Here is a 14,528-nt window from a genome sequence, read left to right as displayed (position 1 = left end):
CGCGCCTCCTTATGGGGTTTCAATGCGCCGCTGCAGCAAATTGATCAGCAGCAACAGGACGAAGGACACCACCAGCATCAGCACACCGATGGACGTGGCGCCGGTGTAGTCATACTGGTCGAGCTTGACCATGATCAACAGCGGCAGGATCTCGGTTTTCATGGGCATGTTGCCGGCGATGAAAATCACCGAGCCGTACTCGCCGACGCCACGGGCAAACGCCAGCGCGAAGCCGGTCAACCAGGCCGGCAGCAACGCCGGGACGAGGATGTGGCGGAACACCTGCCACGGCTTGGCCCCCAGGCACGCGGCGGCTTCTTCGACTTCACGGGGGATATCAGCGAGCACCGGCTGCACCGTGCGCACCACGAACGGCAACGTCACGAAGGTCAGCGCCAGGGTGATGCCCAAAGGGGTGTAGGCGATCTTGAAACCCAGGTCGGTGGCGAACTGGCCGACCAGGCCGGTCGGCGCGTACAACGCCGTCAAGGCGATACCGGCCACGGCGGTGGGCAGGGCGAAGGGCAGGTCGATCATCGCGTCGATGATCTTGCGACCGGGGAAGGTGTACCGCACCAGCACCCAGGCCAGCAACGTCCCGATCACCCCGTTGATGATCGCGGCGTACAGCGCGGTGCCAAAGCTGAGCTTCAGGGCCGCCAGCACTCGCGGCGCCGAAATGATCGCCCAGAACTGTTCCCAGGTGAGCTGGGCGGCATGCACGAACATGGCCGCCAGGGGTATAAGCACAATCAGACTGAGGTACACCAGGGTGTAGCCCAGCGTCAGCCCGAAGCCGGGTATGACGGGTGAGATGCGACGCGACATAGAAGTCCTTGGCTGATTGTGGCAAGGGAGCAACTGTGGCGAGGGAGCTTGCTCCCGCTGGGCTACGAAGTAGCCCCAGAATCCTGGGAGCGCTTCGCACTGGTGCGCCAGCCCGGTCCAGCGGGAGCAAGCTCCCTCGCCACAGCAAGCACCCTTGCCACGATGAATCAAAATTACGACTTGAATCGGAGCAGCTTACTGCGCCTGATAGATCTGGTCGAACACGCCGCCATCGTTGAAGAATTTCGGCTGGGCGCTTTTCCAGCCGCCGAAGTCCTTGTCGATGGTCACCAGCTCCAGTTTCGGGAACTGCTGGGCGTACTTGGCGGCCACGTCCTTGTCACGCGGACGGTAGAAGTTCTTCGCGGCAATTTCCTGTCCAGCCGGGCTGTACAGGTGCTTGAGGTAGGCTTCGGCGATCTCGGCGTTGCCCTTCTTCTCGGCATTCTTGTCCACCACCGCCACCGGCGGTTCGGCCAGGATCGACAGCGACGGCACGACGATGTCGAACTTGTCGGCGCCACCGTCTTCCTTCAGCGCCAGGAACGCCTCGTTTTCCCAGGCCAGCAACACGTCGCCCTGACCGTTGTTGACGAACGTAATGGTCGAGCCACGGGCACCGGTGTCGAGGATCGGCACGTGCTTGAACAGCGTTTGCACATACGCCTTGGCCTTGGCTTCGTCACCGCCGTTGGCTTTCAGGCCATAGGCCCAGGCGGCCAGGAAGTTCCAGCGAGCACCGCCGGACGTCTTCGGGTTCGGCGTGATGACCGACACGTCGTCCTTGATCAAATCGCCCCAATCCTTGATGCCCTTGGGGTTGCCCTTGCGCACCAGGAACACGATGGTCGAGGTGTAGGGGGTGCTGGCGTCCGGCAGGCGCTTCTGCCAATCCACCGGCAAGGTTTTACCCAATTTGGCGATTTCATCGATGTCACCGGCCAACGCCAGGGTCACCACGTCGGCACGCAGGCCGTCGATCACCGCCCGGCCCTGCTTGCCCGAGCCGCCATGGGACTGCTGGATCTTCACACTGTCGCCTGGGTGCGACTGCTTCCAGAAATTCGTGAATTCGGCGTTGTAGTCCTGATACAGCTCGCGGGTCGGGTCGTAGGACACGTTGAGCAGTTCGTAATCCTTGGCAACCGCGGAACCTGCAAAAACAGCACTGGCCAGGGCGGCCAAGGCATAACGGCGAATCGACGACATGGTGAAAGCTCCTGGAATTCTGGTTTCTTATGGCTTCAAGAATCAAACGGCCCTGAAAAATCCCCGCCCTGTGGGAGCAAGGCTTGCTCCCACAGCCCCAACGGTTCTTCAGCCCGGTTTATGGCTCGGCTGCTGCAAGCGGAATTTTTCCTTTCGCTCGATCTGGACCACCTGGGCGTTGTGCACGGTGATTTCCACCGCGCCGAAACGCAGATCGCGCAAGGCGCTCTGGATTTCACGCAAGATGGTTGCTTCGTCCTGGCCGTCAACGCTACGTAGGGATGCGCTCATGCTGCTGCTCCTTGAATGAATGCCTGGCAGTGGGCGGCACTGCTTGCGGCGTGGGAGCAATACTAGATAAAGCCAGATATTCTTAAAAAGACTATTTAAGAATTTTTATATAACCAAAATAACATTCGACCGGTGCTGGTCTTCGTCGAGGCGAGCCTGCTCGCGAAAACCGCCGCGCAGCCGGCTTTTCATCAGGGTAGCCCCATCGCGAGCAGGCTCATTTCCACGACGGTTTACCATCAGGTGATTGCAGGGGCGTGCGCCCAGTCCAGTTGCGGCGCCGGCACCGGCCGTCCAAACCAGTAGCCCTGCCCCAGCTCGCAGGCCTGTTCGAGCAGGAAAGCCGCCTGCTCGCGCTGCTCGATGCCCTCGGCGTGCACCTGCATGCCCATGCTGCGGGCCAGGGCCACGATGACGCGGACGATCGCCACGTCGTCCTCGTCCCACGGCAGCCCGGCGACAAAACCCTGGTCGATCTTGAGCTTCTGCACCGGCAGGCGCTTGAGGCGCAGCAGCGACGAATAGCCGGTGCCGAAATCATCGATGGCCAGCCGCACACCCAATTCCCGCAGGCGATACATCTGCTCCAGTGCCACCTCCGGGTCTTCCATCACCGCACTTTCGGTCACCTCAAGCTCCAGGCAAGCCGGGTCCAGCCCCGTGTCATGCAACACCCGGGCGACTTCGTCGTACAGCTCGCGATGAGCGAACAGCCGGCTCGAAACGTTGACCGCGACAAACTCCAGCGCCACGCCGGCCTGTTGCCAGCGGCACATCTGCCGACAGGCCTGGTCCATGACCCAGGCATCGATCCGGGCGATCAACCCGGTACGCTCGGCGATGGGAATGAACTCGGCAGGCGAGACCAGCCCACGGGAGGGGTGCTGCCAACGCACCAGTGCCTCGACCCCGACCAGACGGCTGCTCGCCAGGTCGTGTACCGGCTGGTAATAGACGCGCAACTCTTGCTGCTCAAGGGCGCGGCGCAGTTCGAAAGCGATTTCGACCCGCTGCTGGGCGTGGGCCGTGAGCTCTTCGGTGTACAGGGCGTAGCCATCACGCCCGGCGCTCTTGGCCTTGAACAGCGCCGAATCAGCGTTGCGCAGCAATTGCCCGGCGCTGCGGGCGTCGCCGGGAAACAGGCTGATGCCCACGCTCGCATTGATGAACAAGGCGTGGTCGTCGAACCGCAGCGGCTCTTTCAAGGCGTCGAGGATCCGGCGCGCCAATACCGCCGCCTGGCCGGGTTGCGAGCAGTTTTCCACCAGGACCGCGAACTCGTCACCGCCCAACCGAGCCAGGGTCACGCCCGGCGCGAACAGCCCGCGAAACCGTTCGGCCACGCGCTTGAGCAACTCATCGCCGACGTTGTGGCCCAGGCTGTCGTTGATGTTCTTGAAATGATCCAGGTCCACCAGCAACAGGGCGCAGCCGCGCTTGTGAAGTTGCGCCGAGGCCAGGGCCTGTTCCGTGCGATCGGAAAACAGCAGGCGGTTGGGCAAGCCGGTCAGCGGGTCGTGATGGGCCAGGTGCGCCAGTTCGTGTTCGGAATCCTTGATCGCACTGATGTCCGAAAACACCGCGACGTAATGGCTGACCTTGGCGTCATCGTCGCGAATCACGCGGATCGTCTGCCATTGCGGGTAGATCTCGCCGCTTTTGCGCCGATTCCAGATCTCGCCACTCCATTCGCCCACCTCTGCCAGGGCGGTGAACATGGCGCGGTAGAAATCCGCACCATGGCGGCCGGACTTGAACAGATTGGGACGCTGGCCCAGGACCTCGTCCTCCTCGTAACCGGTGATCGCCATGAAGGCGCGGTTCACGTGCACGATCAGGCCGTTACGGTCCGTCACCAGCACCCCTTCGCGAGTGCAGTCGAAGACCGCCGCGGCCTGGCGCAGGCGCTCGCGGTCGGCGCTTTGCCCGGTCTTTGCAAAACAGCGCGCAATGCGCACCCGCGCCAGGAAGATCAGCCCGGCGCTGACCAGTACCCAGGCGTAACCGTTGATCAGGAGCCAGTGCTGCTTGTCGACGAATTTATCGAAGAAACTGCTCAATAAATAACCAACGAGCTGCAACCAGATGACTGAAAACAGGAGATAAAGCAGCGCCGTACGCAAGGCACCGCGTTGATGGGCAGTCATTCGGTCGTCCATGTCCCTACAGAGAGGCGGGAATTATAGAGGAAGAAACATCCTGCCACTCTTATCTGAAAGGCCGACTGGTTTTATCCGTGGGGCCGGTGATAATGCAACGGCTGCTTCTATCTTTATCGAGGGCCCTACAGCCTATGTGGTACGAAGGTTTTCTTGGCTTGTCAGCCTGGTCGCTGGTGGCAGTCACCCTGCTGATGACCCATGTCACGATCATTGCCGTCACGGTCTACCTGCACCGTTATTCGGCGCATCGCTCCCTGGAGCTGAACGCCGGCCTCAAGCATTTCTTCCGTTTCTGGCTGTGGCTGACCACGGCCCAGAACACCCGCGAGTGGACCGCCATCCACCGCAAGCACCACGCCAAGTGCGAAACCGTCGATGACCCCCACAGTCCGGTCATCAAGGGCTTGTCCACCGTGCTGCGCAAGGGCGCCGAGCTGTACCGCGCCGAAGCCGAGAACCCGGAAACCCTGCGCATCTACGGCAAGAACTGCCCGGACGACTGGATCGAGCGCAATCTCTACAGCCGCTTCCCGCTGCTGGGTGTGGCGATCATGGGCGTCATCGACCTGCTGCTGTTCGGCACTATCGGCATCACCATCTGGGCCATCCAGATGATGTGGATTCCGGTCTGGGCCGCCGGCGTGGTCAATGGCCTGGGCCACGCCGTGGGCTACCGCAACTTCGAATGCCGCGACGCGGCGACCAACCTGGTGCCCTGGGGCATCCTGATCGGCGGCGAAGAGCTGCACAACAACCACCACACCTACCCCAACTCGGCCAAGCTGTCGGTTCGCAAATGGGAGTTCGACCTGGGCTGGGCCTGGATCCAGGTCTTCAGTTTCCTGCGCCTGGCCAAGGTCCAGCGTGTCGCGCCGATCGCCCACCGGGTCGAGGGCAAGGGCCACCTGGACATGGACACGGCCATGGCGATCCTCAATAACCGCTTCCAGATCATGGCGCAGTACCGTCGCCTGGTCATCGCGCCGCTGGTCAAGCAGGAGCTGGAAAAGGTCGATTATTCCGTGCGCCACCAGTTCCACCGGGCCAAGCGCCTGCTGTCGCGGGAAACCAGCCTGCTGGACGACCGCCATCACCTGCGCATCCAGAACATGCTCGAACACAGCCAGGCGTTGAAGGTGATCTACGAGAAACGCTTGGCCCTGCAACAGATCTGGATCAAGACCAGCAGCAACGGGCACGACATGCTCGCCGCCATCAAGGATTGGGTCCACGAAGCCGAGGCCAGCGGCATCCAGTCCCTGCGCGACTTTGCCGACCAGCTCAAGACCTATTCGCTGCGGCCTGCCACGGCCTGACATTCAAACCGCAAGCGCTTGCTGAAGTAGCAAGGAGCTTGTTGTGGCGAGGGGATTTATCCCCGCTGGGTTGCGAAGCGACCCCACGAAATCAACTCGGTGAGCCAGATGCACCGCAGTCGAGATTCGGGGCTGCTCCGCAGCCCAGCGGGGATAAATCCCCTCGCCACAGATTTGGCCCCGACACCCCGCCCTTCGTCGCCTGAAAAGGAACTTCGACCACAATCCCCTATCTCAAAGAGCACTTCGCCATCCAGGCGGGCTTTGGAGAAAGCGCGTGCGAACCTTCAGCAGTGCACGCTCTTTGAGATTTGTGCCGATGGTCGACAAGAACCTACAGGATTCATCCCTACCTCACTGGCCCGAGGCGGCCCAGACGCTCATGGCGCTGATGCACGCCCAGGGTGAAGTGGCGCGCTTGAGCGAACGTGAGCAGTTGTTCAGTTCGCTGTTGGTCAGCGTCAATGCCGTGCTTTGGGCGTTCAATTGGGAAACCCGGCAAGTGCTGTACGTCAGCCCCGCCTACGAACGGATCTTCGGCCGCCCAGCCGGCCTGGTCCTGGCCGATTTCAACGAATGGCGCGACGCGATCTATCCCGACGACCTGGAATACGCCGAGCGAAGCCTGGCCGAAGTGCTGGTCAAGGGCGCCGTCGAGGACCGCGAATACCGGATCATCGCCGGCGATGGCCAAATTCGCTGGTTGAGCGACAAATGCTTCATCAGTCGCCAGGCCGAACCGGGGCAACCGGTGATCGTGGTCGGCATCGCCGAAGACATCACTGAAAAGAAGTTGCTGGAAAGTGAGCTGCAGCGCCTGGCGACCACCGATGTGCTGACCCAGAGCAGCAATCGCCGGCACTTCTTCGAATGTGCCCACCGCGAGTTCGAGCAGGCCCGGCTCCAGGGAATCCCCATGGCGTTCCTGCTACTGGATATCGATGACTTCAAGGTGATCAACGATACCTACGGCCACCAGGAAGGCGACACGGTGCTGCAGCGAATCGCCGAGAGCGGTCGTTCCGTGCTGCGCCGTGGCGATCTGTTCGGCCGGATCGGCGGAGAAGAGTTCGCCGCTGTGTTTCCCGGCTGCGCCCCGGACATGGCGTTGCAGGTGGCCGAGCGGTTGCAACGGGAAATCCAGCGCCTGACGTTCCGCAGCGGCGAGCAGAGCTTCGGCATCACCGTCAGCCAGGGCCTGACCAGCATCACGGCCGAAGACCAGAGCCTCGACAGCCTGTTCGCCCGCGCCGACGCCGCCATGTACGAAGCCAAGCACCAGGGCAAGAACCGCATCATCGCCGCCTGACCCTGTGGGAGCGAGCCGGCGGGCTACTTTTTGCGCAAGCACGTCAGCTCCGGCAAACCGACCTTCAGCAAACGCGCCGTGCGCCCCCGTGCCAGTTCCTCAAGCCCTTCGTGCGCGGGCAGGCGGGCCATTTGCGCGGCCATGTTCATCACCAGCGCCTCGCGCGAATACACCCCGCCTCCCAATCCGTAGACCGCTGCGATCAACTCGCGCAATTCCAGCGGCAGGCGCCAACGGGTCCGCAGCGCCGAGCCAAAGCCGGCACCGAACCGTTCCAGGCAATCCCCCACTTCCTCCGGCTCGTCCAACTCGCCGCCAGCCTGCTTCCATTCCTCCAGGCAACGCAGCACCGCCAGGTCACCCAAGCGATGCAAGAGCCCGGCGCAATAGCAGCGCTCCTGCTCCAAATCCAGCAATCGCGCGATCGTCCGGGCGTATTCGGCCGTGTACAGCGACAATTGCCAGTAGCGCTCGGCGTAATGCGCCAGGCCGGGAACGCTAAGCCGGGCGCAACGCTTGAGGGTCAAGCCGAGGATCAGGTTCATGCTCGGGCCGCTGCCCAGCTGGTGCAGCGCCTGGGCCACGGTCTGCACCGGGCCGCCACTCTGATGCTGGGCCGCGCTGTTGGCCGCCGCGATCAGCGCGGCGGTGATCTGCGGATCCGTGCGGATCTCTTCTTCCAGCAGTTTCAGGTCCAACCCCTTGGGGTTGAGGCTGCGCTTGACCGCCACTTGCACGTCGGTCATCAATGGCGCGCCTTGGGACTGGTCCCGGCGACGCTCGAGAAAGGCAGCCAGGGTCAGGCCCGGTTCCAGGGTGGGCGCGGCGTCCGCCGCTTCAGGGCCGCCCAGCAGCAATCCCTGCAAACGCTGGATCAGGTTTTCCCGGTTCAGGGGTTTGCTCAGGTAGGCCGTCGGTGCCAGCGGCAAGACCTCACGCACACTGGCGCTGTCATTGCGCCGACTCATCAGGATGAACGGCAGCACGGGCGTACGGGGTTGCTGACGAAGGCCGCGCAAGAGGCTCAGGCCATCGACGCCCGGCAACTCCCAGTCGGCTACCACCAAGTCGTAAGGATTGCGCCCCAGCAGCTCCAACGCCTCACGGCCATCGCTACAGCTGTCCACCTGGGCGTCACAGCGCACGTGTGACAACACCTCCTCCAACAACTCCCGGGAGGCTGGATCAGCCTCGGCAATCAACACTCGCGGTACAGCGGGTAACACCACAGCAGTCATTGCGCATCTCCCTTGCCATACTTTCACCTTAGCCAATGACGGCCGTTCCAGACAGCTCAAAAGCGGCCACACCGTTTAGCGGGCATGAAAAAACCCGCCGAAGCGGGTTTTTTGTGAATCAAGCCACAATCAGAGTTCGCGCAAGCACTCTTCGATGATTGCCAGGCCTTTGTCCAGTTGCTCATCCGGCGAGGTCAGCGGCACCAGCACCCGCAGGACGTTGCCGTAGGTGCCGCAGGACAACAGGATCAAGCCCTTGTCCCGGGCCTTGGCCACGACCTGGGCCACAGCGGCGGCGTTCGGCTTGTGGGAATCGCCGTCCTCGAACAGCTCCACAGCGATCATGGCCCCCAGTGCACGCACTTCACCGATGACCGGGTATTTCTTCTGCATTGCCTTGAGGCTAGTCACCAGGCGCTCGCCCACGGCCTTGCAGCGGTCCAGCAGGTGTTCTTCTTCGAACACTTGCATCACCGCCAGCGCCGCCGCACAGGCGATCGGGCTACCGGCATAGGTACCGCCCAGGCCGCCCGGGGCGATGGCGTCCATGTACTCGGCCTTGCCGCAAACGCCGGCCAGTGGGAAGCCGCCGGCAATGGACTTGGCGAACGTGGTCAGGTCAGCCGCAACGCCCATCTGCTCCATGGCGAAGAAGGTGCCGGTACGGCCGGCGCCGGTCTGCACTTCGTCAGCGATCAGCAGGATGCCGTGCTGGTCGCACAGGGCGCGCAGGCGCTTCATGAATTCCTTCGGCGCGACATAGAAACCACCCTCGCCCTGCACCGGCTCGATGATGATCGCAGCGATGTCACGCGGCTCGGCGTCGTTCTTGAAGATGCGCTCGATGCTGGCGATGGAGTCGTCGATGCTCACGCCGTGCAGTTCGTTCGGGTACAACGCGCGGAAAATGCCGCCAGGCATCAGGCCCATGCCGGCCGAATACGGTACAACCTTGCCGGTCAGGCCCAGGGTCATCATGGTGCGGCCGTGGTAAGCGCCGGTGAAGGCGATCACGCCGGCACGGCCGGTGGCGGCGCGGGCGATCTTCACGGCGTTCTCCACCGCTTCGGAACCGGTGGTCACCAACAGGGTTTTCTTGGCGAAATCGCCGGGCACCTTGGCGTTGATTTTTTCGCACAGTTCCACGTACGGCTCGTAGGCCAGGACCTGGAAGCAAGTGTGGGTCAGCTTGTTCAGCTGGTCGGTCACGGCGGCGATGATTTTCGGGTGCACGTGGCCGGTGTTGAGCACGGCGATACCGCCGGCGAAGTCGATGAATTCACGGCCTTCAACGTCGGTTACCGTGGCGTTCTTCGCCGATTCAGCGAAGATCGGGTGGATCTGGCCGACGCCACGTGGAACGGCAGCGGTACGACGGGCCATCAGGTCAGCGTTAGTCTTGCTCATTACAGTCCTCATTCGCCGCTCATCGGTCGGCGTAGTCCAAGGAATACATGGCGGGGAGGCAACTGCGACAGCATGCGATGATCGACTGCCGCAGCGTTCCGGCCACAAGAAACAGAACAGGTGGAGCACGCAAAGGACAGCGCTCTCGTGCCCTTTGCGCTTGCAGCAGGATCAGATACCCAGGCAGAGGTATTTGATTTCCAGGTAATCCTCGATGCCGTACTTGGAGCCTTCACGGCCCAGGCCCGAAGCCTTGATGCCGCCGAACGGCGCGACTTCGTTGGAAATCAACCCGGTGTTGACGCCGACCATGCCGTATTCCAGGGCCTCGGCCACGCGGAACACACGGCCCAGGTCACGGGCATAGAAGTACGAGGCCAGGCCGAACTCGGTGTCGTTGGACATCGCGATCACTTCGGCTTCGTCTTTGAAGCGGAACAGCGGCGCCAGCGGGCCGAAGGTCTCTTCCTTGGCCACGGCAGCGGTTTTCGGGACGTTGGTCAGGATGGTCGGCTCGAAGAAGTTGCCTTCCATCGCCTTGCCACCGGCCAGTACGGTCGCGCCTTTGCCGACAGCATCGGCGATGTGCTCCTGGACCTTGGCGACGGCTTTCTCGTCGATCAACGGACCGGTGGTGGTGCCGTCTTCCAGACCGTTGCCGATCTTGAGCTTGGCCACCGCGGCCTTGAGTTTCTCGGCGAACGCGTCGTACACCGAATCCTGGATGTACAGGCGGTTGGCGCAGACGCAGGTCTGGCCGTTGTTGCGGTACTTGGAAATGATCGCGCCCTCGACGGCCTTATCCAGGTCCGCGTCGTCGAACACGATGAACGGTGCGTTGCCGCCCAGCTCCAGGGACACTTTCTTGATGTCCTGGGCGCATTCGGCCATCAGCTGGCGACCGATCTCGGTCGAACCGGTAAAGGACAGTTTGCGCACGATCGGGTTGCTGGTCAGCTCGCCGCCGATGTCGCCGGCACTGCCGGTGACCACGCTCAGCACGCCTTGCGGAATGCCGGCACGGTGCGCCAGCTCCACCAGGGCCAGGGCCGAGAACGGGGTTTGCGAAGCCGGTTTGATGACCATGGTGCAGCCGGCGGCCAGGGCTGGGCCGGCCTTGCGGGTGATCATCGCCGCCGGGAAGTTCCACGGGGTAATGGCCGCGGTCACGCCGATCGGCTGCTTGATCACGATCAGGCGCTTGTCGGGCTGGTGGCCAGGAATCACGTCACCGTAGATGCGCTTGGCCTCTTCGGCGAACCACTCGATGAAGGACGCGGCATAGACGATCTCACCCTTGGCTTCGGCCAGGGGCTTGCCCTGCTCCAGGGTCATCAGGCGACCCAGGTCGTCCTGGTTTTCGATCAGCAATTCGTACCAGCGGCGCAGCTTGTTGGCGCGCTCCTTGGCGGTCAGCGCACGCCAGGCCGGCAGCGCCTTGTCGGCGGCTTCAATCGCGCGGCGGGTTTCGGCAGCGCCCATTTTCGGCACCGTGCCCAGCACTTCGCCCGTTGCCGGGTTGGTGACCTTGATCGTCTGACCATTGTCCGCATCGACCCAAGCGCCATCGATAAAGGCTTGCTGGCGGAACAACTGGGTGTCTTTAAGCTGCATGTCGGCTTTCCTTAACAGCACCGCGCGCACGCGGAGCGAATTAGAGTTGTAGAAAGGCGCCTTATGGGCTGCCGTCAGGGAAATCATCCACCGGGCTGAAGCACAGAAATAACGCACATAAGCATAGACGTGCGGTTCAGCACCCAGACAAGAGCGTTTGAAATCTCAAACGAATCCTAGGGCCGATAGGGGGAGAGGACAATAGGCTGTTCGAAAAAAAGAACGAAAAACCCCCATTTGCCCGTTTTTTCTGATCAGCGTAGCCGACGCCCGAACAGCCTTGGGAAAACAACGGCAAATCAGCAGCATGGACGCCCGCCCAGCATATGAGTATCATGGCGCCCGCGCTGCACCAGTAGCTCAGCTGGATAGAGTACTGCCCTCCGAAGGCAGGGGTCGTGGGTTCGAATCCCGCCTGGTGCACCATACAGATGATCAAAAGCCCCACGTCGCAAGACGTGGGGCTTTTTTGTGGGCATAACAATTCAAAGGAGCGCAGTGGTGCATGCTTATCCGATGGGTTCAGTGGTCGAGATCAACCTCAAGCTGTTCAGGGGAAGGGTCAATATCCCCTAAGGACTTCGCAAGAAGACCGCACTGTCGAGCCTTGGAATAAAGACCTGCATCGTGGGTCCAGATTTCATCAGCGTTGGTTGCCAGAGCAATGGCAATGATTTGACGGTCAAACCGTAGCTTGGCTTTTGTCGCTGCGGGATCAAGCACTTTCAGCTCGTTGTCATCAACCATACGGGCACATTCAACCGCAGCAATCTGATCGAATGACACGATCTCAAAACATGAGAAACCGTTGATGACATCAAGATGACTCTGATGGAAGAGCCTATCAATACCGACCAAATACTCGGCCAAAGCAGGTGTTGGTATCAGTACCGTCCCGCCCTCGGCATCAACTTGTTCGATCAATGCATCAGCTCTCGCCTCCGCCCTTTCAACAGGGTGACGGGTGAGAGGGTCAACCAAGACGATACCATCCTTGGCATTCCCCAGGACCTGGACGAGAACGTTGGTGTCGAGAACTATGCGCACCTCATCCCCTTAAGTTCTGGATCGTCCCATGAGGGTCGTCCATCTCACTCCAAGTGATGCCACCAAGATCCTTGAGCTGAGTAACCGCGCTACGCAAAGAGCTTTTTTCAAGCTTTTCGTAAGATTGAATAAACATTTTCCGCAGTCGCCAACCACCATGGGGTCGACTTTCCCACTCGCCCTTTCCATGAACTCGGACTTGCTTGAACAACAACTTGCCCAATTGTTCAGCCAACGCCGTGTCGGCTTCACAAAGAAGAGTTTCACCACCAGCGCCCTCAAGCCGGACAGGAATCGTCTCGTCTTTCCCGCCTACGATATACAGACGTCCCTGAACGCTACCCTGCTTGATGACGACCATGGGAGGAGGGGATGTCTTGGCTTTCGGGAACTGGAGAATACTCACATCCGCTGCTTGCAAGACCCCGTCGACTCGGTCCTGCTCCATCAATGCGGAGAGCTGCGCGTATGCCTTCCTTGCACGCTTAGGCCCAATTCCCTGAGCAGCTTCACGTACTCTGTTCAAAACGTGAGGGTATTTCTCATCCTTTACCCACGTGTTCAGACAGACACAGCCTTCAGTTATAGAGTCAAAATGAACATCATCTTGAGAGCCGAAGAGCTCAACGAGCTCACGCAGATAATCCGTCAAGCGAGCCATCGAGAGCTTGCTTGGGTCGGTTCCGTCGAGTTCGAGCATCAGCTTTTTCATGATCGTGAGTATAGTTCCGCTCATTTGATCCTGCTATGTCTGCATTTGTAACCCCATGCCCGGCAACCAGGCGATAATGGCCGGTGCACATTTTCTGCCGACTGTGAAGCGATCCCGTTCTCGGGAGACCTGTCCCTCAACGCTTTTGCAACGCCTCCAGCCGGGCCGGCAAGTCTTCCTTGGGGAAGCGCTTGTGCAGTGCCAGCAGCTTCTCATCCGCCGCCTTGGTGTCCCCTGCCTGACGCAGGCGCAGTATTTCCTGCAAGCCTTGCTCCAGGGACGGTAGGGCAACGGCCGCGGACTTGCTCATCCGAGCCTTGGGCTCGTCCGCCAGCGATTGCACAGGGCTCGCCGGCGCTGGTGCCAGGGCCATTTCGGCCTGGGGGGCGATGCGGGCCATCGGCGCGGGGGCCGGCTTCGCGGGCGCTGCGGCCACGACGGGTGCCTGGCTTGCGGACTCATCCAGCGAGGCCGGCGCGGCCAGTTCTTGCTGGGGTACCGGCGAGCGCAGCACCAGGCCGATCATCAGCGCGACACCTGCCACCGTGGCGAACGCCATCTGCCAGCGCGGTCGTTGGCAGGCCAGCCACCAGCGCTTCCACAAACCAGGCCGGGGCGCGGGGGCTTCGCGCTGGGCGGTGGCCAGGATGAAGGCGTCCAGGGACGCGGGCGGCTCGCCGCGGGTGTGTTGGCGGAAATGCTCGATCAGCGCTTCGTCGGCGGGATCCGGGGTCTGTCGGGAATCGATCATGCGGGTACCTCCTCGGCCAGCAGGCGCTGCAACTTCTGCTGGGCGTAACGCAAACGGCTCTTTACCGTTTCCAACGGGACGCCGGTCAGAACGGCGATCTGCGGCAACTCAAGGTCGCCATGCAGGCGCAGCAGGAAGACCTCGCGCTGGTCCTCGGGCAAGGCTTGCAAAGCGGCCTCCAGGCGCGCCTGGTCGCGACTCAGGCTCAACTGTCGCTCGGGGCTGGCGGTGTCGTCGGGTTGGACGTGAAGCTGTTCGTCGTAGCTGTCATGCAGTGGATTATGAACGCCATGCTTGCGCCAGTGGTCGATCAGCCGATTACGGGCAATCTGGAACAACCAGGTACGAAAACTCGCCCGGCCCTGTGGCTGGGTCGCGCTGCGAATCAGGCTGAGCCAGGTGTCCTGGAACACTTCCTCGGCCAGTTCGGCCTTGTTGCTCAAGGATACGAGGAAACGGTACAGCCCCTGCCGATGCCGCGCATACAGGATCTCAAAACTGGCGCCATCACCGTTGCGGTAGCGGGTCAGCAACGATTCGTCGCTGACTGAGTCGATCGGGGTGGGCATTTGGGCGGCGGACTCCTTCCAATTGAAATGCGATCCTGCAAACAACACCGATCCTTTGTAGAAGCCGGACAAGCC

The 14,528-nt window shown here is 61.6% G+C and carries 13 protein-coding genes and 1 tRNA gene; 3 read left to right on the top strand and 11 right to left on the bottom strand.

Annotation, left to right across the window (positions count from 1 at the left end; genetic code table 11):
- Positions 1-9: 9 nt before the first annotated feature.
- From cysT to dibA, 4 genes are all read right to left on the bottom strand, one after another.
- Positions 10-828 carry a sulfate ABC transporter permease subunit CysT gene (gene cysT, locus V3H56_RS00770; protein ID WP_013692011.1) on the bottom strand — a complete coding sequence of 273 codons (819 nt, stop codon included), beginning with the start codon at positions 826-828 and terminating at the stop codon, positions 10-12.
- A 195-nt stretch (positions 829-1,023) separates the two neighbouring features.
- Entirely contained in the window at positions 1,024-2,037 is a 1,014-nt protein-coding gene (locus V3H56_RS00765) for a sulfate ABC transporter substrate-binding protein (protein WP_042732573.1), read from the bottom strand.
- A gap of 108 nt (positions 2,038-2,145) precedes the next feature.
- Positions 2,146-2,328, bottom strand: a complete 183-nt coding sequence (gene oscA / locus V3H56_RS00760) for a sulfur starvation response protein OscA (protein WP_042732574.1) — start codon at positions 2,326-2,328, stop codon at positions 2,146-2,148.
- A gap of 239 nt (positions 2,329-2,567) precedes the next feature.
- Positions 2,568-4,475 carry a phosphodiesterase DibA gene (gene dibA / locus V3H56_RS00755; protein ID WP_047736257.1) on the bottom strand — a complete coding sequence of 636 codons (1,908 nt, stop codon included), beginning with the start codon at positions 4,473-4,475 and terminating at the stop codon, positions 2,568-2,570.
- 146 nt (positions 4,476-4,621) lie between these two features.
- Here dibA and desA point away from each other — a divergent pair, with 146 nt between their 5' ends.
- Both desA and V3H56_RS00745 read left to right on the top strand, forming a co-directional pair.
- Entirely contained in the window at positions 4,622-5,806 is a 1,185-nt protein-coding gene (gene desA / locus V3H56_RS00750) for a delta-9 fatty acid desaturase DesA (protein ID WP_042732576.1), read from the top strand.
- Positions 5,807-6,125: 319 nt separating this feature from the next.
- Positions 6,126-7,115, top strand: a complete 990-nt coding sequence (locus V3H56_RS00745) for a sensor domain-containing diguanylate cyclase (protein WP_042731653.1) — start codon at positions 6,126-6,128, stop codon at positions 7,113-7,115.
- Between the two features lie 23 nt (positions 7,116-7,138).
- Here V3H56_RS00745 and V3H56_RS00740 read toward each other — a convergent pair whose 3' ends face one another.
- From V3H56_RS00740 to gabD, 3 genes are all read right to left on the bottom strand, one after another.
- Entirely contained in the window at positions 7,139-8,353 is a 1,215-nt protein-coding gene (locus V3H56_RS00740) for an HDOD domain-containing protein (RefSeq protein WP_338474097.1), read from the bottom strand.
- Between the two features lie 129 nt (positions 8,354-8,482).
- Entirely contained in the window at positions 8,483-9,760 is a 1,278-nt protein-coding gene (gene gabT / locus V3H56_RS00735) for a 4-aminobutyrate--2-oxoglutarate transaminase (RefSeq protein WP_042731651.1), read from the bottom strand.
- 171 nt (positions 9,761-9,931) lie between these two features.
- Positions 9,932-11,374 carry an NADP-dependent succinate-semialdehyde dehydrogenase gene (gabD, locus tag V3H56_RS00730; protein ID WP_042731650.1) on the bottom strand — a complete coding sequence of 481 codons (1,443 nt, stop codon included), beginning with the start codon at positions 11,372-11,374 and terminating at the stop codon, positions 9,932-9,934.
- A gap of 349 nt (positions 11,375-11,723) precedes the next feature.
- Between gabD and V3H56_RS00725 the strand changes: the two genes are divergently transcribed.
- Positions 11,724-11,800, top strand: a tRNA-Arg gene (locus tag V3H56_RS00725).
- Positions 11,801-11,896: 96 nt separating this feature from the next.
- Here V3H56_RS00725 and V3H56_RS00720 read toward each other — a convergent pair.
- From V3H56_RS00720 to V3H56_RS00705, 4 genes are all read right to left on the bottom strand, one after another.
- Positions 11,897-12,421 carry a PIN domain-containing protein gene (locus V3H56_RS00720; RefSeq protein ID WP_123579726.1) on the bottom strand — a complete coding sequence of 175 codons (525 nt, stop codon included), beginning with the start codon at positions 12,419-12,421 and terminating at the stop codon, positions 11,897-11,899.
- A gap of 1 nt (position 12,422) precedes the next feature.
- Positions 12,423-13,121, bottom strand: coding sequence for a hypothetical protein (locus tag V3H56_RS00715; protein ID WP_234407974.1), 699 nt, complete (start codon positions 13,119-13,121; stop codon positions 12,423-12,425).
- Between the two features lie 148 nt (positions 13,122-13,269).
- A complete protein-coding gene (locus V3H56_RS00710; RefSeq protein WP_042728975.1) occupies positions 13,270-13,884 on the bottom strand; it encodes a hypothetical protein in 615 nt (204 codons plus the stop codon).
- Positions 13,881-14,453, bottom strand: a complete 573-nt coding sequence (locus tag V3H56_RS00705; protein WP_042728974.1) for an RNA polymerase sigma factor — start codon at positions 14,451-14,453, stop codon at positions 13,881-13,883. Before V3H56_RS00705 ends, V3H56_RS00710 begins: the two co-directional genes overlap by 4 nt.
- Positions 14,454-14,528 lie beyond the last annotated feature (75 nt).

Origin of the sequence: Pseudomonas sp. MS646 (assembly GCF_036693845.1) — a bacterium.
Taxonomy (GTDB): domain Bacteria; phylum Pseudomonadota; class Gammaproteobacteria; order Pseudomonadales; family Pseudomonadaceae; genus Aquipseudomonas; species Aquipseudomonas chlororaphis_E.
Note: the sequence above shows the minus strand (reverse complement) of the source record. Positions and strands in the feature narration are given on the sequence as shown.